The organism is Lysobacter claricitrinus (genome assembly GCF_045866565.1).
Classification (GTDB): Bacteria; Pseudomonadota; Gammaproteobacteria; order Xanthomonadales; family Xanthomonadaceae; genus Cognatilysobacter; species Cognatilysobacter claricitrinus.
The window spans coordinates 1-17708 of sequence record NZ_BAAFZV010000006.1 but is presented as its reverse complement, the minus strand read 5'-3'; the positions used below and the strand labels follow the sequence as shown (position 1 = coordinate 17708).

Here is a 17708-nt window from a genome sequence, read left to right as displayed (position 1 = left end):
AGAACGAAATGCTGCAGGCGAACACCTGAGTTAAGCCGCGCCGCGAAGCGGCGTCGGCTTGGACGAATTGTTAGGGCTCACGCTGCACCGCAGCCAGCAGCTTGTCACGACGGCTCGCTAGCCTGTCCGGGTGCGCCGCCAGGTAGGCCGGCGCCCAAAGCACCGCGACCGCCTCAGCAGCCTGGGCGACGGAGAGCTGATCGAGTCGCTTTCCGTAGCGAATCTGAGCCAGCTCGCTTAGGCCGTACCGATGCCCGTTGTACGACAGGGCGACATACAGACCCAGCTGCTCAGCAGAGGTGAGGTGGCGCGGAAGCAACTTTGCCCAGAGGAGCTCGCGAAGGAGACGAGACGCAGGCCTTGCATGGTGCGCGGTGAGGCGCCAGCACACTAGGCGAGCAGCGCGCTCCTGATAGGGTTCGCCCCGCCTGTGTGCGGCCATAACGAGATCGCGGATCAGAGATGGCGGATCGCGATCTTCGGGCGGAGCAGCTGCGAGGAGCGATCTCGCATTTGCCGCAGCTGGCCGAATTACAGCAACGTCGTAGATCGCAACCGACGTGATAGCGGCAATGGCGAGAAGACTGATGAGGGCCAGCAAGCGCCTAAGCAATCTCATCATGAGCCCTAACACCTGAGTTAAGCCGCGCCGCGAAGCGGCGTCGGCTTGGACGAATTGTTAGAGCCCGCTCTCATATACCCCAAATCCTATTTCACGTAGCAATTCACTTGCCTGGCGTGGGTCTACACCAGCACCGGCCACCAATCGCTCCACTGCAGCGCGGATGTCTTCTTTCGGAAGGCTTATGAACAGGCTCTTGAGAGCGACACGGACGTGCCGATTGGAGCGGTGCAGGTAGAGCTCAACGACCCAAGCAGCATCTGCTGAATGTAAGTGCGGGCCTAGGACACGTGAAAGAGTCCAAAGCGTGGAAGTCCGGCGGCTCTCATTAGAAAGACGGCCTACGAGCGCTTTGACAAGCTCTAGAGATCGGTCGTCGCCCCAGCGCACCAGCGCTCGTGCACCAGTGATCTGTACGCCTTCCCACTTAGATGCGAGCGCCGACTCCAGTTCTTTACGCGCCTTTGGGTTCTCACCGCGCGACGCGAGAGATGTCAGGCGGGCACACTCTTCTTTGAGATCCGACATGACTGCTAGCGGGCTCTAACACCTGAGTTAAGCCGCGCCGCGAAGCGGCGTCGGCTTGGACGAATTGTTAGCCCCTAGACCTGGATCCACGAGTGCTCAGTTGGCCAGATCTTGTAGCGGCTGGGACTTAGGATATCAGTGGCATTGCGGATGAAATCCGCGAGCTCCGAGCGAGGATATGCAGTGTTATCGCCAGCGCAAAACTGCAGCGACCACACGTATAGGTCTGCGAGCTGGAGCATCCGGCTGTGGTGCGAATCTGTGAAGTGAACCGTATCGATTAGGTGTGTGAGCTTCGTGCCATACGCATAGGGCGTGCCGGAAGACCGATAGCGAGACAGGATTTCCGAGAACGTACCCGAGACCTGATCGTTCTCTCGATCACCTATGAGGATGCCGGGAGATTTCGCGGCCCGGAGGTGCAGCTCGACGCGCTCTGTGAAGAACGTGAAGGCCTTCTGTTCTATGTCAGAGGCCACCATCTTTGACGGCTGGATCCGAACATAGATTTTTCCTACCGAGGCCGAGCCGAGGATGGCGAGCAGGCGCTTTAAGACTTCTAGGCGCTTAGAGATGTCCGCCCAGCTCTTGAAGTTCCGCTTTCGGTGGAACAGGTCTGCCGCGTGAAACTCCGTCTCTCGGGTGAGGTTGGGAGTACCGAAGACCTCCGTTGAGAGGGACGAAACCTGATCTTCAAGACTCCAGATGGCCTCAGCAGACGCCGTGATGCCGCCAAGCCAGTAGTACGGCTGCTTCTCCGCGTGCTTGACTTCATCGAAATACGTGATGAGCACGAATGCGGCCTCTAGGGGCTAACACCTGAGTTAAGCCGCGCCGCGAAGCGGCGTCGGCTTGGACGAATTGTTAGCCCCCATGGCAGGGAACCACGCTTGCCACTTGCATCCTGGCGCGGAGACCGATGCCTCGCTCTTCGCGGGTCGCCAGTGGGGGCGCGAGAGTGCCTCTTACCGTGGCGCACTTGGCATGGAGCGGAGCCATGCTCGGGTTTGCGATGCTGCCGCCGACGAGCCCGATGCAACCTTCGACGTCTTCTGTGACTCCGGGAGGGCAGAGATCTGCAGAGCGGTCCAAGACCAACAAGACGCCTGTAACCGACACCTCTCGCCCGAATTGAGCTTCCAGGTCATCGCCGAACCGCAATGGCTGCTGCGACGCGCAACCTGTGACTAATAGTGCGGCTGCCAGCATTGCTCGCGTCATGGGGGCTAACACCTGAGTTAAGCCGCGCCGCGAAGCGGCGTCGGCTTGGACGAATTGTTAGAGATCACACGCCGAGTTACCGGCTTGCCCATCTCGCACGCCGAAGTGTGCCACGAGAGCCGGACGCGAGTTCCTGCCGCAAGCCCAGCGATGCGAGGTGCGCTCTCCGAGAGCTCATGATGGGTCCGAGACGGGCGGCGCGATGAAGCAGACGACGCTGCGCCGGATCGCGCCGGGCGGGGAGCCAGTGTTTCCGTGGTGCGGACAAGCAGGCGACGACGAAAAGTGACGCGGCGCCGGGAGCAATTCAAGAGGCGATCTTGCTGCCCAGTGTGAGCGCTAACACCTGAGTTAAGCCGCGCCGCGAAGCGGCGTCGGCTTGGACGAATTGTTAGGCCCCGAACCGTTGCACCACATCTGCGCACGCTTCCCGGACCATGGGCAGCGCCCATTCTTTTGCCGATGCTAACGCAGGCTCCAGCTCGGCAAGCGCCTCCGGAGCCCAGTGCTGCCGCACGGAGCCAACCGGCAAGCGATCGATGTCGGAGGAGACCAGGCGGAACGTTTCGACCACCGGGTCCGTTTCGGGTAGCTCGGCGCGGCCTAGCAGCCCGTACATGCGGTGCGAGGACTCAAGAATGCACGCTTCTCCGGCCAACACGCGGGCAGCAAGTTCTGCGGCCTCGCGGCGGACGGACTGGACGTACTCCGTGTGCGTAAGCTCTGGCATAGGGGCCTAACACCTGAGTTAAGCCGCGCCGCGAAGCGGCGTCGGCTTGGACGAATTGTTAGGCCCCGACCAGCGGAACCACCGATTTGTTGGCGGTACGTAGAGCAGAGCGACCGCGGCGGCCTTTGCGAAGAACCACATGACGGCAGAGCCGTCGAATGACGCCAGGTGTGGAGCATTTGTAAGCACAGCAAGGAAGCCCGCCACCGCGCAGATGAAGCGCGCCCAGTCTCGACCTAGCCACACCATGACCACGAGGCCGAGCAAGGCGAGATAGACAACCGCAGCGACGGCAGAAGGCAGCATCGGCGCGACGCCTAGGTTGCCGGTGCTAATGACCTGGGCGAGCTCGGTGATGCCGTAGATGTGAGTTGCGGCAAGCAGCAAAACCGCGGCGATAAGTGTCGGTGGCCTCTTCACGACGCGAAGTTCTCCATTGCGGGGCCTAACACCTGAGTTAAGCCGCGCCGCGAAGCGGCGTCGGCTTGGACGAATTGTTAGGCGCCGCACCAAGCTCTTTCTTGAACCGGTAGCTGGTCAGCTCGTAGCCGGCCGCCTTGTAGAACGCGTGAGCTTGCTCGAGCTGCACGTTACTGGTGACTTCGACCAGACCGCAACCGCGCAGCGCCAGCTCCGACTCCGCCGCCGCAACCAGGAGACGGCCTAGCCCGAGGCCGCGATGGTTCGCTGCCACCACGAGGGCGGAGATACGACCCACCGGAGCTGGCCGATGCAGGACGGGCATGACGTTAAGGGTGATGACGCCGCGCACGGAGCCTTCGAGCGCTACGACAAGTGCGAGATTCGCGAATAGCCCCAAGCGCTCCACAAGCTCTTCGGGGGAGCACGGAAAGCCGAGCTGGCCGAACAGCTCCGACAGTGCGCCCGAATCTTCAGCGCGGGCGGGTCGAACAATCGGCTGCAAGCTACTTTCCATAGGCGCCTAACACCGGAGTTGACCCGCGCCGCGAAGCGGCGTCGGGTTGAACGACTAGTTCGACGCGAGCCTACCGCAAAGCACCGTGCGACCGAAGGCGAGGAACAGGCAAGGGCGCTGCGGGATGCCGCCGGATACACCAAGCGCGAAATTGCCGCCGGACCCAACAAGAAGCGCCCCGCTGGATGCGGCCGAAGCAGGACCGAAGGCCGGCAGTCGCGATGCGCGGCGAGATGCCGCCAGAAACTACAAGCGCGTTTCTTCCGCCAGATGCAGCGAGGCGCAGCGTGATATTTCCGAAGCTGCTGCGAAAACAGCCGAGGCAGCAGACGGTAGAGCAGCGTGCATGTCACCCAACCACCAGAACGAGATGCTGCAGGCGAACACCTGAGTTAAGCCGCGCCGCGAAGCGGCGTCGGCTTGGACGAATTGTTAGGCCTGTAGCCGGGAACGGAGGCTTGCCACATCTTCTTGCCACTCCGCGAAATCTTCTGTTTCTTCCCACAGATCTCGCAGCTCTGACTCGGTGCCCGAGATGCGATCCAGAGCTTTCAGCGCCCACTGCACCAAATCCGGATCAACCGCCGGTTTTGCGGCCGAAACCCATGCCATCAGCTCTTCCTGTGCCTGGGCGGAGGCGGTTGGACGACCGAGGGCGGCGGCGAGAACTTCGATTGCGGCTAGGCCTTCAGTTCCGTAAGGCGCATCCATGTAGCCCTCAGCGGCCACAACCTCTCCGATCGCTTCTCTGACCAAGCCGAAGTTTTTCCGCTCCAAGAACTCCGCCAACCAGTCTGCTGCGGTGTCATTCCCGAACGAATCTACTGCCCAGCAACCCATGATCTCTCCCAGCAGGCCTAACACCTGAGTTAAGCCGCGCCGCGAAGCGGCGTCGGCTTGGACGAATTGTTAGCGCTCAGCCTACAACGGCGCCGAGCTTAAAGATGGGCAGGTAAAGCGCAATGACGCAAGCCGGCACGAGGACGAACAGGCTGATGACGCCCAAGATGAGCGCCCAGCGTGCACGGCGGAGAGGCGGGCCACGAAACGCGATTGCTGCGACGGCGGCGGGCACCACCCATAACAAGTTGTGGTGCTCGAAAAGAAGTTTGGTTAGAGCCGGAAGATCAGCCCCGAACGCCGCGAGTGCGTCGCGAAAATGCCCGACGACAAGTGACGACACCACGGCAGGAAATGCAGACAGTACGATTCCGACGAAGACAAGCCCGAGAGAGGGCGCGGGTGCCGTCGCGGCCGGAAAGGTTTCGGGGGAGCGATACGGATTGTTCATGAGCGCTAACACCTGAGTTAAGCCGCGCCGCGAAGCGGCGTCGGCTTGGACGAATTGTTAGGCGTTACCCATTGACCTGGTTAACGCACGCCGGCTTGACCTGCTTGGCAGTGGTTACGGGCTCGTACTTGCCTGCAACATCGCGCAGGACGGCAACCCGGCACATTGAGCCGTTCTGACTAAAGGCTACTCGATAGTTCGCACCCGACTGGGGGACGAAACTTTCGGTCAGGGTGCAGGTCTCGGCGTCGGTGATTCCGATAGCGCCAGCCTGATACGCAAAAGTAACGACCGCCGGATTGCCAGCTCGCATGGTGCGGCTGACCCCGGAGTGCGGGTCGCCTTTGCCTTGAACCGCCGTGGTGGTGAATGTTGCGAGACGCGTGCCATTCGGGCTGGCCTCGCAACTTTCCGAGGCGAAATTCTGCACGAGTACCCAAGCCCCCAAGGGAATCCCCGACGCCGAGAACGTAACAGTGGCCGTCTCGCCCGACGCGGGTGGTGCGTAGTGCGTGGCACAGCCTGCTAGAAGAGCCAATCCGATCGCGAACACTGCCTTTTGCATCACTTCCCCTTAGTGTTTGATGTAACGCCTAACACCTGAGTTAAGCCGCGCCGCGAAGCGGCGTCGGCTTGGACGAATTGTTAGGCCCCGTACCGGGCGAAGCAATTGGCACCCTGAGTCTGAGCAGGCAGCGGCCTGATTGTGGCCCGAACCGCCAGCGGCCCGAGACCGCGCTAACTAGAGGTGTGAATTCATCAGGCGCATCGATAACTGACGAGCCGCCGACGAGCTCCAGCCCGACTGCCTCTGCACGGCTGAGTACACCACCGGCATCAAGACTGCCGAAGACAATTACTGCGGCCAGCGCTTTGCCGTGCCAAGCCTCGGGGAATTGAGGCTGTTCCCAATGAACAATACGCACTGGATGCTTGCAGCCACGATCCGGAATGGTGGCGTGAGCGGGGAGCGCGACTAGGGCTAAGAGAAAAATCGCCGGCGCGAGCTTCTGCATTTAGGGGCCTAACACCTGAGTTAAGCCGCGCCGCGTAGTGGAGGTAAACATAGGGCAAGCTTTTCCTGCCCTATGTTTGCCGGAACGAAGCGGTGTCGGCTTGGACGAATTGTTAGGGGTCACAGGTAGCGGAGCAGCAAGGCGCCGACCACGAGAGCAGCGCCGATCCAGCTACACGCAAGCCAAAGCCGCCGCCGCGGATGGGCTTGAAGGTGCTCTCTAGACACGCCGCCGAGGCGAATACCAGGCGCGAGTAGCAAGAACCCGATTCCCGAAAGCAGCGCCGATGTGTCCTGCCTGCCGCCGTATGCCCAATCGGCAATGCGATAGACGCCCAGGCCAACCGATAGCCAAAACCAACCGCGGAATGGCAACGGTGTCTCATACGGTTGCTCAATTGTTTCCATGTGACCCCTAACACCTGAGTTAAGCCGCGCCGCGTAGCGGCGTCGGCTTGGACGATCTGTTAGCGCTCACCGCACCTAAACTCGCCGGTAATGTGGTCAAGGCCGTCATCGCCGCGATCTGCAATGAAGACGTCCCATGTGACCGGGCTGAGTAGCTGGGCTTTGCCGGGCGCGCATACAGAATCCGCGATTCTCTGGAAGTTGTCGCGCGAGCGCTTCATGGCCCAATTGGAGATGTCTGTCGGGGAGGTGGGATCGAGTTCCATGACATAGCCGTCGCCGTTAGCGTTACGGGTCAGCTGTGCAGAATACATTTGGCGCTGCCAAAAGCTCAGTTTCGGCGGTGGCAACGTACCTACAAGCTTGTTAGTGGGCAAGGTCTGGGCAATCACCGCTGGCGCCAGCAAGAAGAGGGCTAATAGCAGGCGTGAGAGATGCTTCGACATGAGCGCTAACACCTGAGTTAAGCCGCGCCGCGAAGCGGCGTCGGCTTGGACGAATTGTTAGGCCACGCCCCGAGTTCGAGAACTAGGCGAGCGAAACCCAACTGCCAGCCGCGATAGTACGACGGCTTGGGATAGGGATGCTGCGGCCAGCGCAGCTCCGAAGGTGAACGCCGCGAGCGCAAAGTTTGGACGCCGAACTGGCCGCGAGCGACGCGGCAGAGCGAGCAGGTGCGACCTAGACGACGCTTGCGGAAACGCGACATGGAGCTGTGCCACGAAAGCCGAGGACGTAGAGCGCGACGCAACCGGCTTTGTAGAGATATTGCCCGCCGCCTGGAACCGCAGTGCGTGGCCTAACACCTGAGTTGACCCGCGCCGCGAAGCGGCGTCGGGTTGAACGAATTGTTAGAGATCACACGCCGATCTACTGACTTGCCGACCTCACGCGCCGAAGTGTGCCACGAGAGCCGATGCGGATTGCTGCGGTGAGCCGGGCAACGCGGATCGTGTTCCTCGAGAGCTAGAGGTGCGTCCGAGCCGGGCGGAGCAATTGATTGAGAGCAGCAGAGCAGGCACGCGCCCGGCGGGGAGCCAGAGTGTCCGTGATGCGGCCCGGAAGCGTGCGACGAAAAACCGCGAGTCGCCAGGAGCAAATCAAGAAGCGAGTTTGCTTCCCGGTGTGAGCGCTAACACCTGAGTTAAGCCGCGCCGCGAAGCGGCGTCGGCTTGGACGAATTGTTAGGGCGCACCCGCGGCAGCCCCGAGAAAGTGCGGCCCGAGAAACGCGACGAGCCGGTGGATAGCGTAGATCCCGTACAGCGGTGGAACAAAGAAATCAAAGAGAAGCCGCAGAAGGTAGTTCAGCGATTCGAGCAGCGACGCTTGGCCCCGCGTGAACGATGTGATGTAGCCAGTGCGTGCGTTCTTGTTGATTCTAAGGTGGACGTGATAGTCAGCCCACGCGTAAATGGTGAAGCCCACGAGCGCATAGCCGTTCACGGCGAGCAGAAGTATGAGGATGTCGTTCTTGTGGTGCCCCTCGAGAGTGACGCCAAGCGTATCAATCTTGGTAGGAAACACCCCGAGGATCACGACCACAAGCGAGATGGTGCTGGCGACTAGCAGCAGCGCCCGTTTGGCGCGCGTTGACGGACTCAAGCCATCAGCTAGTCGGGCCTGCCATTGCGGCCGGATTTCTTCGAGGTCTTGGTTGAGGATCGGCATACTTTGTGTGCGCCCTAACACCTGAGTTAAGCCGCGCCGCGGAAGCGGCGTCGGCTTGGACAAATTGTTAGTGCTCAGCCTACAACGGCGCCGAGCTTAAAGATGGGCAGGTAAAGCGCAATGACGCAAGCCGGCACGAGGACGAACAGGCTGATGACGCCCAAGATGAGCGCTCCGCGTGCACGGCGGAGAGGCGGGCCGCGAAACGCGATTGCTGCGACGGCGGCGGGCACCAGCCATAACCAGCTGTGGTACGCGAAAAGGAGTTTGGTTAGAGCCGGAAGATCCGCCCCGAACGCCGCGAGTGCGTCGCGAAAGTGCCCGACGACAAGTGACGACACCACGGCAGGAAATGCAGACAGTACGATTCCGACGAAGACAAACCCGAGAGACGGCGAGGGTGCCGTCTCGGCCGGAAAGGTTTCGGGGGAGCGATACGGATTGTTCATGAGCGCTAACACCTGAGTTAAGCCGCGCCGCGAAGCGGCGTCGGCTTGGACGAATTGTTAGGCCTCAGAGCGAAGATCATGAAGTTGCAAGCCTAGTGATTGGAGAAACGTGGCGCATTCAACGGCTTCCTCTTGGCTCTCAAAAACAAATCCGCAAAGACTCACGTGCATTTCAGCACTTCCTGAGCCTTTCCAAGGGCGAGCGCCGAGCACGGCGCCGTGGTCCGGCAGGACGTACGTTGGGTGAGCTTGCGCCCACTCCGCTGGCCACGGAAACGTATCGAGGTGCGTTGGCACGAACGATACGGCCACTTCACCCGTAGCTAGCGCAAATGTTTCGCCGGGCGGGGCGAACAGCGGGAGATCAATGTAGACGGTAACCGTAGACATTGGCTGAGGCCTAACACCTGAGTTAAGCCGCGCCGCGAAGCGGCGTCGGCTTGGACGAATTGTTAGCCGCCATCTGGGACTTGAGGCTGCCCGCTAGGTGCAACACAACGCTCGAGGTAGAGCATTGCCGCATCGAATTCAGCATGCTCGAGCCCTTTGAGGGGGCGTTGGCGTTCAAGCGGCTTAGGATGGAGAGCAGCGATTCTGCAAATGCTGCTCCAATCTGCACTAGGGCCCGGGTAGGCACCTTTGTACTCACCAGTGCCTACGAGCGCAAAGACGAGTCTCCAGAAGTCTCTGCGTTCAACCGGAAGATACTCAAGACGGGTATCAAGGCCCTCAATCCCCTGCACATAGCCGCGCAGCGCTAGGTTCTCAAGCTGCCTCGCTACCTTGCGGGGATCTTTTTCCTCGAACGCTAACGTCTCTGCCGCATCGTAGCTTCCAGCCGCAGCGGCCTTAATGAGGAAACGACGATCGCCCGTGAGCTTGAACTCTTCGAATAGCGCGGCTGGCTGCTGCAGCGCTGCTGCCTTTTCCAGGTAGACGTCGTGCCCCGGCTTGTTATCTGCCAAGAGCGCGAGTTGCCCCTTCCAGTAGAAGTAGAGGCCATCACCGATGGCGGCTCTATTCGCTTCAAGAAGGATATTGAGTCGCTCGATTCCGGCTCGATCCCTCGTATCGCCTTGCCATGGGAGTGCGTCGAACACGCACAACAGGATATTTTCCCACTTTCCGTTGGGATCGGACGACGCATCGTCCGGCGTACAAAGCCCGTGAGTGGGAACGCCAGCTTGCGCCGGGGAAGTCAGAGCTATCCAAAAAGCTATTGCGAGCGCTGCGGACTTGACCATGGCGGCTAACACCTGAGTTAAGCCGCGCCGCGAAGCGGCGTCGGCTTGGACGAATTGTTAGGCACGTGCCCGAAGACCTCGGCTGGGTACTCGCCCGACGTTACGAGCAGGTTAGTTTCCGGCTCGACGAGCGAAAAATATTGGTGCGCGGGCGCAGAGGCCGCAATAGCGCGTACGGCAGCAGCGACCGAGGGCAGCTCTTCGGCCGGGACAAGCCACCGGAACTGGCCGGTGACCTGCTGCGGTTCCTTAAGCACCCAAAGTTGGCCAAAACCAACGACCGGCAGGCAATCTTCCAGTGCCAGCCCGAGTGCGTCTGAGGCAGCGAATGCTTCAAGAGCTTCGGCCAGCGCCGCAATGTACGCAGGAGGCCCCGACAGAACCAGCGTGTTCGCGCCTTTGAAGTCCTCGAAGTGCCACAGATCTATGTGCACGGGCCTAACACCTGAGTTAAGCCGCGCCGCGAAGCGGCGTCGGCTTGGACGAATTGTTAGGGGCCAAGCTAGTCAACGCACATGCCCCCGACCACGACTCCATTCTCCACTTGATCGCGGCAGCCAAACATAGCGGCCTTATCGATCTGGCAGGTGCCGGTAGCCGCCTGGCCAACCACGACCCCTGTGGGAGCGAAACAGAAGCCCGCGCATTCTGAGTTTGACCGGCACACCTTGCCAGCATCGGGGAGCGGCACGACACACGAAGGCGTACCAAACATGCCCACCTGGCGGATGGTGCCGTTCTTGCGGCGGCACTCTTCTGGATCGATTTTGGCCAAAGAAGCAGCACGAGATACGGCTAGCGAGCGCTGCATTCGGTAATCGCGGAACGTGTCGCAGCCCGAAATGACGGTAAGAATGATTGCGGCTGCGACGATCTTCCTCATGGCCCCTAACACCTGAGTTAAGCCGCGCCGCGAAGCGGCGTCGGCTTGGACGAATTGTTAGGGGGCAGCTGGGGCATTACGACTGCTCACGCATGACCCTGCGATAGCTGGCCACGGCGACCCAGATTGGAATGACGAGCGCGAGTGCTAGCCAAGCGTAGCCAACCAGGTCGTACCAGTCTTGAGTTGCTCCATGCCCCGAGAACAGACTAATGGCTATAAAGAAGTAGCCGAGGCCAAATGGCAGAAGGCTCAGCACGTACATGCCGATGGCCGAACCTAGCGCTTGGAGTTGCTGCTTCACTCGGACTGCCCCCTAACACCTGAGTTAAGCCGCGCCGCGAAGCGGCGTCGGCTTGGACGAATTGTTAGGGGGCGCGCCCGAAGACTCGCTCTCATGCATTGGACCGCACTCGGCGGGGTAGTTCTGGTGAAAGAAGTTGCTAAGACCATCGAAGCGCTCAGGACGCTCAATGATCGCGACCACAAACGGGAACGACCTAGGTCTGGGGCCAGAACATTGACTTCCTGCGACGCCTACGAAAACGTTGACCGAAATAGACGTTTCATCCCACATGACGCTTTCCAGCGATACGTCCGTCACTGCCTCGCGCTCGCCGACGGCGCTAACGGCGAGGACATGGGTCGCGAAATCGACGCGTGTGAGCAGGCTATTCAACTGTTCTGCGGTCAAGGCCAGGGACAGCCATGATGTTTTGACGGCGTCCGGATCCGAAAAGTACGTCGTGTTTGATTCCTGCGGGCCGTTGTACCCGACGAGAATCTGCTTGTACGGCGCCGCACTACATGTGAAAGCTAGTAGCCCCAACACCGCAGGTATCAATCGATGCAACATAAGCCCCCTAACACCTGAGTTAAGCCGCGCCGCGAAGCGGCGTCGGCTTGGACGAATTGTTAGGCGGCGACCCCGGGGCGCCGCAGAAGTCAAAGCTTCGTGCCGCGAGCACAATATCTGTTGGGAAGCCGCCAAACGTGGAAACGCTGACACCGTAGCGCCTTTCGTAGATGTGCTCCACCATGAGGTGCGCTCGCATTGGAAGGCCTGATGTATAGACCGCGACAATATGTTCCGCGGGACGCGAGATGCGCTCTCGCGTCATGTTGTACCGGCGCGCAAAGCGTACAGCGCCGTCAAGAGCATCCTCACGTCTCTCGCACACTTGCATGACGCCGAGCTTAAATATGTCTGGCCTGTCGCCGTCGGCTTCGGGGAAATATTCGGTGTGCGCTGGATCGCTGTCAAAACATCCCGCGAGTGCGAAGAGAAACAGGGCGATGAGAACCTTTAGTCGCATCATTGCCGGACCGCCGCCTAACACCTGAGTTAAGCCGCGCCGCGAAGCGGCGTCGGCTTGGACGAATTGTTAGGCGTCATATGCTGCGCTCCAAGTGCGTCTCTAGGAGAAAGGTGGCTAGCGTGGCTGCCGCGCCCACCGCCAACCTCGCATGTCTGGGACCAAGCCCGCGAACGCCGCCACCTTTACCATGTCCGGTGCCGTAGAGGTTCCGCAGCTCTCCAAGGCCTTGGGCAACATTGCCGAGGTTGCTGAGAAGGCGACGGATAGACTCCGAGCCCTTTGCCGCGTTCGGTACTGACTCTGGAATAAGGCCCAACGCCTTCCGGGTCTCTTTGACCAATTGCCCTATGTCTGCATCTTCTGCGTAGTGAAGTTGGCGAGCCTCAAGAATTGTCTTGCACGTTGACTCGACCAGCTCCTTTGCTGTGCCGATTGCTAGGGCCGGATCGCTCTCGAAAGCCGCCTGCATTCGTAGGATCTGGCGGTGCAGTTCTGGCAGATCAAGTTCCCTGACAGCATCTGTGATCTGCTCCAACCCGTGATTTGTCGCGCTAGCGGTGAGGCGCCCGCCTTGGAAGGCGAAGCCATCTCGTTCGATCCATTTCTTGAGTGAGCGAAACGTTTTGACGGCCCATTCCTGGCCTTGCTGTTCGAACTCCTCAACCGTGTTCAGTACGCTCTCGTAGACAGTTACAAACTTCCGAACATCTGACCATTTGGTCCAGTCAATCGTGTGGTAGTACTGCTCGACCAACGTTCGGCGTTGACCGCCAACGGCGGGTTCGTAGTTGAGATCTACCTCTATATCTGCCGCATCAAACTCGGATTCGATCTCGCGCAGCGACGTTCCCACGAAGTACTCGCGGAGTTCGAGTCGTGTCTTCTTGCTTATCAAGTCTGCGGGCATATTCGGATGACGCCTAACACCTGAGTTAAGCCGCGCCGCGAAGCGGCGTCGGCTTGGACGAATTGTTAGGCCTGTACCAACGCAGTGACGCCGGCAGAAAGATGAGTAGGAGAACGCCAAGGCCGAGAACGGCTTGGGCCGCCAAGGCTAGGCGGATCAGTGGTGCGCTGGTGTGGAAGACAGCTGCTGGTGCGGCGCAGACGTTGAGTGCAGTAAGCGCGCCAAGCAGCCATCGCGCCCAGCGGAGACGGAACATAACGGCAGACGCCGCTATGGACGAAAAGAAGATGACGAAGCCGATGGCCACCCAGAGGAGCCACCCGTGTAAGCCGGGACCGACGGCGGAAGCCTTCGCGAAGCCGACGGCGGCGTAGAGCGCTATCAGGGCACCCGCAAGTTTGATTGAGAGCGGACGACTGCCGTCCTGCGAGCGAGCGGGGTCGGAGAGGTCTGCTTTTGGGGCTGAGTAGAGGTGCTGTTGCATGGAGGCCTAACACCTGAGTTAAGCCGCGCCGCGAAGCGGCGTCGGCTTGGACGAATTGTTAGAGGGCGCTCCGCTCAGCACGCCTATGTTCCAAGAGCTCGTTGTACCACTGCCAGAACTGCGGCTTGCCCGCCGATTTAAGTGCGGCAACTGTAGCCACGGTAAAACGACCGACAGCGCTTTCCGGCTCGATGTCTTGACGCAGGCTACCAGACCAGACCTTTAGTGCGTCTAGGTTGCGGGGCGAGGGTGCCGAAACCTGCTTGAAGTAGGAGCAAGCGTCTAACAGCAGCAGCTCTGTCAGCTCCGGGTTTAACTCCAATGTTTCTGACGGGTCCCGGTCCGCGTGTTTGAAGAAGTTTTCCGCCGCGTGGATGAAGTTGTGCACCGCCGATCGCTCGGTTGGTGTGAGTGACTTCATGAAGCCGGTTTTGATAAAGGGAAACTCCAAGCCATCCCGCTTTGCGAGATCACGCAGCACGTTGTACGCGGCAGCACAAAGCGTGTGAACTGCGACCGGATTATCCGACGTAAAGAAGAGCTCGATTGCGGCGTCTAGCTGAGCCTTGGCGGCATCAAGCTTTGTGAGTCTCAGTAGCGACATCCCGGCAGCGCCCTCTAACACCTGAGTTAAGCCGCGCCGCGTAGTGGAGGTAAACATAGGGCAAGCTTTTTCTGCCCTATGTTTGCCGGAACGAAGCGGTGTCGGCTTGGACGAATTGTTAGGCAGCGTGCCTGTTGAGGACCATCAACACAGGAATGCACAGAAGGCGGGCTGCACCAACGGGGAACAGCAAATCGATCGCGATGTTGTCTGGCCTAAGCCGCCAGTAGAGCAGACCAAGCATTGCACCGTAAGAAAGGGTGCCGCCAATTGTGGGCACCGTATACATGAGCCCCGAGATCACGGCAAACAGCACCACTTCCTTCAAGGCGTACTCCTGCTTGGTCAGGGAGAGCAGAAGTGGTGTGATCGTCGCTTGCGCGATAGCCACGACGAAGACGGTTGTTGCCGTTGATGCCACTGCGATGATCTCCCTCTAGCTGCCTAACACCTGAGTTAAGCCGCGCCGCGAAGCGGCGTCGGCTTGGACGAATTGTTAGGACTCAGCTTGTGATCTCGTCTGGCGCAGCTTCTGAACATGAATGTGATGCGCCTTTTCCGACCGGAACTTGAAGAAGTAGTAGAGCGCAGCCGCACCCACAATGAGCGCAGGGCCGATGGTGTGACCAAATACATAGCCCCTCGGACCTGGAGGGAGGTTGGACTGAGAGGCAAGGTAGCCAGCCCAAGTGATAAAGGCAGCGGCCAGCAGCAGGTAGACCGCAGCACCATTAATTACAAAGCCTCCGCGCATCTTGTTGATAGCTTTCGCTATACCCATGCAAAAAAGAAAAACGAGAATGTGACCTACAAGTTCCACCGTAATCTCCTATGAGTCCTAACACCTGAGTTAAGCCGCGCCGCGAAGCGGCGTCGGCTTGGACGAATTGTTAGGCGGCACCTGCGATATTGCGAGCGCCAGCCGCGGGAAGCTACACGGGTTCAATCCAGGAATTTCCACGTATCGGCGCCATCGAATCGCCGGACAGTGACTGACACTAGCAGCGCCGGTTCAAAGTTGCGAAGGTTCACCCCGTGGCGAGCGCCGGGCGTGGGTTCGATAGGTTCCCAATGGGTGGCGATGCCGCAGTTCTTGCAGCGGAAATTGCTCAGGCTGCGATCACCCCATACGTAGCTCTCCGTATTCTCCGGATGACCCTGGATAGAGACGGTGCCGAGCTCGTAATAGGCCCAGATGCCTCCCGTGCGCCTGCACAAGGAGCAATTGCAACTCGTGGCGGTTTCTGGCGCCGACGGAAGGCTGAGGCGTACAGCTCCACAGTGGCAAGAACCAGTCAGCGAAAGAGGCTGTTCGTTGCTCACGTGACGCGTCTCCCTTCCTGTGCCGCCTAACACCTGAGTTAAGCCGCGCCGCGAAGCGGCGTCGGCTTGGACGAATTGTTAGGCCCCACCGGTGTGCTTCTGGTAGTTGCGTTCATGCAACCACCAAGTGCACGCGCCGGAAAGAAGCCCGCCGATGCTCCATGCCACCGCAGAGATGGCGATAAAGCTCTTACTCAAATCTGCGCGGTGGGCGAAGAACGTCATAACGACGAACATCGGCACGCCGTACGCGAGCAGTCCGTTCACCAATACATAGCGAAGACGGCCCTTTTGTCGCGTGGCTCGCCAAGCCTCGAGTTTTTCGACCGTCATGAAGTCTCCTGTGGGGCCTAACACCTGAGTTAAGCCGCGCCGCGAAGCGGCGTCGGCTTGGACGAATTGTTAGGCCTCATCCGTGCCACGTGACCGCAAAATGCCACGCCGCCCAAGTAAGACCAACCAAGACTGCGGGGCAAATCCAACCGAATCGAACCGCGACCCTTACAGTTTGAGCGAGCTCGACTTTATCGCCTGACGAGGCGGCCGAGCTTGCGGTGCGCGCCCAGGAAATGCTCAGCGACCATCCGAGAATGACTGCGACAAGCGCGGCAGCGAGATGACGCAGACCCGCACCGGCCAGCAGGGCAAATATCACGACCGGCGCGGCAACTGCGATTACCAAGACGGCGTTTGCGGAAGACTTGGTCACGAGGCCTAACACCTGAGTTAAGCCACGCCGCGAAGCGGCGTCGGCTTGGACGAATTGTTAGCCGGCCCGCAATGCCAGCACGCCTGCGACAACGACGAGAAGAATGACACCGAATGGGCCGAGAATAAGGCTCGCCGCGGTGAGTACCCAACACATCGCACGAAAGTCTTTCGGGTCGGAATGCGGGACGAGCAGGATGGAGAGCTGAGCCAGTGCAACGGACAGGGCCCAGATTGCGAGCACGAAACCGGCGCCGGGCAGACTGCCGCGGCCATTGATGATGTACGGCCAAGAAAAAAGAAGAACGAGCGCGCCGGCCGTGAAGGGCACGTAGCCTGCCTTGAATCGACTTCGCACACTCCGACGAACTGCCATGGCCGCCTAACACCTGAGTTAAGCCGCGCCGCGAAGCGGCGTCGGCTTGGACGAATTGTTAGGCCTCGGACCGAAGCTGGTCGGAGCGCCAGAGCCCGAATCGCTGAAGCCCCCAAAAGGCCGGCACGTTGGTTTTCATGAGCTTAAGCCCTGGCGAACAGCCTTTGCCGCCGAACTCGGAATGGGAGAGGCACCGCTCGAGACGGAAGGAGGCGACTTCGCCGGACGCGAACGTGACCCTCACCGTTCCGTTGTGATTGGACCAGCGACCCTGGAGGCTGGAACGAGGACCGGATGCGTATTCGCCGGGCTCCCACTCGTGGCTCTTTAGCTCAGCCTTGCCGGTTGAGCCTAGTACGAGTTCCAGTTCGTATTCGGTCTCAGTAACCGCGACATAGCGACCGGCAGACGGCTGCGCGGCGGCGGCGACTGCAGCAGTCAGCAATAGGGACCACACGCTCATCGCAGCTCTCATTGCGGGGCCTAACACCTGAGTTAAGCCGCGCCGCGAAGCGGCGTCGGCTTGGACGAATTGTTAGCGCCCAGTGCGAGTCCACGCGCTGAGCGGACCTTGGATGAACTCAACGCTGCTGTCTGAGTCGCTTTTAACCCAGAGTTCCAGTTCCTTGCAGAGTTTTGAAGACGCCTGAAAGCGAACCCCATGAAGCGATTCACCGACGTATTCGCGTGTTGGGCCAGGGCGGACAAGTGCGGCGATTTCGTCGGGTGTAAACGTGGCCACATTCAACGGAACCCACAGCCCATCCCTAGAGTTCGCAGACGACACCAGCCAAGCAACCTTCATGTTCTCCGGGAGCCGCACCCAGAACGTGCAGGTTCCATCCGGCGAGCAAGAGACAAGTTTCGACGCGCCAACCAATTCTGTGAAATCGACGCTTTGCGTATCACGCTCCGCATATGCGGCAGCAGAGACGAACATGAGGGCGGCGGCGAGAATGCGTTTCATGGGCGCTAACACCTGAGTTAAG

General features: G+C 60.1%; 26 protein-coding genes. All 26 read right to left on the bottom strand.

Annotated features, from left to right (window positions below; all coding sequences use genetic code 11):
* Positions 1 to 70 precede the first annotated feature (70 nt).
* The gene (locus ACKTTN_RS14425; RefSeq protein ID WP_407910605.1) at positions 71 to 442 is read right to left on the bottom strand and encodes a transglycosylase domain-containing protein; all 372 of its coding nucleotides are present in this window, start codon (positions 440 to 442) and stop codon (positions 71 to 73) included.
* A gap of 782 nt (positions 443 to 1224) precedes the next feature.
* Positions 1225 to 1944 (bottom strand): DUF3800 domain-containing protein, encoded by a 720-nt coding sequence (locus ACKTTN_RS14420; RefSeq protein WP_407910604.1) that lies wholly within the window; start codon positions 1942 to 1944, stop codon positions 1225 to 1227.
* A gap of 818 nt (positions 1945 to 2762) precedes the next feature.
* Entirely contained in the window at positions 2763 to 3101 is a 339-nt protein-coding gene (locus ACKTTN_RS14415) for a hypothetical protein (RefSeq protein WP_407910603.1), read from the bottom strand.
* Positions 3102 to 3119: 18 nt separating this feature from the next.
* Positions 3120 to 3521 (bottom strand): hypothetical protein, encoded by a 402-nt coding sequence (locus tag ACKTTN_RS14410; RefSeq protein ID WP_407910602.1) that lies wholly within the window; start codon positions 3519 to 3521, stop codon positions 3120 to 3122.
* A gap of 37 nt (positions 3522 to 3558) precedes the next feature.
* On the bottom strand, positions 3559 to 4026 hold the full coding sequence (locus ACKTTN_RS14405; RefSeq protein ID WP_407910601.1) for a GNAT family N-acetyltransferase: 468 nt from the start codon (positions 4024 to 4026) through the stop codon (positions 3559 to 3561).
* A gap of 444 nt (positions 4027 to 4470) precedes the next feature.
* Positions 4471 to 4902 carry a DUF4259 domain-containing protein gene (locus ACKTTN_RS14400; protein ID WP_407910600.1) on the bottom strand — a complete coding sequence of 144 codons (432 nt, stop codon included), beginning with the start codon at positions 4900 to 4902 and terminating at the stop codon, positions 4471 to 4473.
* A gap of 52 nt (positions 4903 to 4954) precedes the next feature.
* Complete coding sequence (locus tag ACKTTN_RS14395) at positions 4955 to 5329, bottom strand: hypothetical protein (protein ID WP_407910599.1); 375 nt, start codon at positions 5327 to 5329, stop codon at positions 4955 to 4957.
* 64 nt (positions 5330 to 5393) lie between these two features.
* Positions 5394 to 5894: a hypothetical protein gene (locus ACKTTN_RS14390; protein ID WP_407910598.1), complete on the bottom strand. Its 501-nt coding sequence runs from the start codon at positions 5892 to 5894 to the stop codon at positions 5394 to 5396.
* Positions 5895 to 5934: 40 nt separating this feature from the next.
* Positions 5935 to 6345: a hypothetical protein gene (locus tag ACKTTN_RS14385; RefSeq protein WP_407910597.1), complete on the bottom strand. Its 411-nt coding sequence runs from the start codon at positions 6343 to 6345 to the stop codon at positions 5935 to 5937.
* Positions 6346 to 6811: 466 nt separating this feature from the next.
* On the bottom strand, positions 6812 to 7198 hold the full coding sequence (locus ACKTTN_RS14380) for a hypothetical protein (protein ID WP_407910596.1): 387 nt from the start codon (positions 7196 to 7198) through the stop codon (positions 6812 to 6814).
* Positions 7199 to 7936: 738 nt separating this feature from the next.
* On the bottom strand, positions 7937 to 8422 hold the full coding sequence (locus tag ACKTTN_RS14375) for a hypothetical protein (protein ID WP_407910595.1): 486 nt from the start codon (positions 8420 to 8422) through the stop codon (positions 7937 to 7939).
* A gap of 74 nt (positions 8423 to 8496) precedes the next feature.
* On the bottom strand, positions 8497 to 8871 hold the full coding sequence (locus ACKTTN_RS14370; RefSeq protein WP_407910594.1) for a hypothetical protein: 375 nt from the start codon (positions 8869 to 8871) through the stop codon (positions 8497 to 8499).
* A 452-nt stretch (positions 8872 to 9323) separates the two neighbouring features.
* Positions 9324 to 10115 (bottom strand): hypothetical protein, encoded by a 792-nt coding sequence (locus tag ACKTTN_RS14365; RefSeq protein WP_407910593.1) that lies wholly within the window; start codon positions 10113 to 10115, stop codon positions 9324 to 9326.
* Between the two features lie 17 nt (positions 10116 to 10132).
* Positions 10133 to 10549, bottom strand: a complete 417-nt coding sequence (locus ACKTTN_RS14360; RefSeq protein ID WP_407910592.1) for a hypothetical protein — start codon at positions 10547 to 10549, stop codon at positions 10133 to 10135.
* Between the two features lie 68 nt (positions 10550 to 10617).
* A complete protein-coding gene (locus ACKTTN_RS14355; protein ID WP_407910591.1) occupies positions 10618 to 10998 on the bottom strand; it encodes a hypothetical protein in 381 nt (126 codons plus the stop codon).
* A gap of 76 nt (positions 10999 to 11074) precedes the next feature.
* Complete coding sequence (locus ACKTTN_RS14350) at positions 11075 to 11302, bottom strand: hypothetical protein (RefSeq protein ID WP_407910590.1); 228 nt, start codon at positions 11300 to 11302, stop codon at positions 11075 to 11077.
* Positions 11303 to 11326: 24 nt separating this feature from the next.
* Complete coding sequence (locus ACKTTN_RS14345) at positions 11327 to 11854, bottom strand: hypothetical protein (protein WP_407910589.1); 528 nt, start codon at positions 11852 to 11854, stop codon at positions 11327 to 11329.
* 536 nt (positions 11855 to 12390) lie between these two features.
* Positions 12391 to 13212: an abortive infection family protein gene (locus ACKTTN_RS14340; protein WP_407910588.1), complete on the bottom strand. Its 822-nt coding sequence runs from the start codon at positions 13210 to 13212 to the stop codon at positions 12391 to 12393.
* 554 nt (positions 13213 to 13766) lie between these two features.
* Positions 13767 to 14369: a hypothetical protein gene (locus ACKTTN_RS14335; RefSeq protein ID WP_407910587.1), complete on the bottom strand. Its 603-nt coding sequence runs from the start codon at positions 14367 to 14369 to the stop codon at positions 13767 to 13769.
* A gap of 61 nt (positions 14370 to 14430) precedes the next feature.
* Entirely contained in the window at positions 14431 to 14733 is a 303-nt protein-coding gene (locus tag ACKTTN_RS14330; RefSeq protein ID WP_407910586.1) for a hypothetical protein, read from the bottom strand.
* Between the two features lie 75 nt (positions 14734 to 14808).
* Positions 14809 to 15132: a hypothetical protein gene (locus ACKTTN_RS14325; protein ID WP_407910585.1), complete on the bottom strand. Its 324-nt coding sequence runs from the start codon at positions 15130 to 15132 to the stop codon at positions 14809 to 14811.
* Between the two features lie 122 nt (positions 15133 to 15254).
* Positions 15255 to 15635, bottom strand: coding sequence for a GFA family protein (locus ACKTTN_RS14815; RefSeq protein ID WP_456237287.1), 381 nt, complete (start codon positions 15633 to 15635; stop codon positions 15255 to 15257).
* Between the two features lie 78 nt (positions 15636 to 15713).
* Positions 15714 to 15968, bottom strand: coding sequence for a hypothetical protein (locus ACKTTN_RS14320; protein ID WP_407910584.1), 255 nt, complete (start codon positions 15966 to 15968; stop codon positions 15714 to 15716).
* 433 nt (positions 15969 to 16401) lie between these two features.
* Positions 16402 to 16674: a hypothetical protein gene (locus ACKTTN_RS14315; protein WP_407910583.1), complete on the bottom strand. Its 273-nt coding sequence runs from the start codon at positions 16672 to 16674 to the stop codon at positions 16402 to 16404.
* A gap of 103 nt (positions 16675 to 16777) precedes the next feature.
* Positions 16778 to 17182, bottom strand: coding sequence for a hypothetical protein (locus ACKTTN_RS14310; protein WP_407910582.1), 405 nt, complete (start codon positions 17180 to 17182; stop codon positions 16778 to 16780).
* Between the two features lie 72 nt (positions 17183 to 17254).
* A partial coding sequence (locus ACKTTN_RS14305; RefSeq protein WP_407910581.1) for a hypothetical protein occupies positions 17255 to 17708 on the bottom strand: 454 nt, incomplete at its 5' end.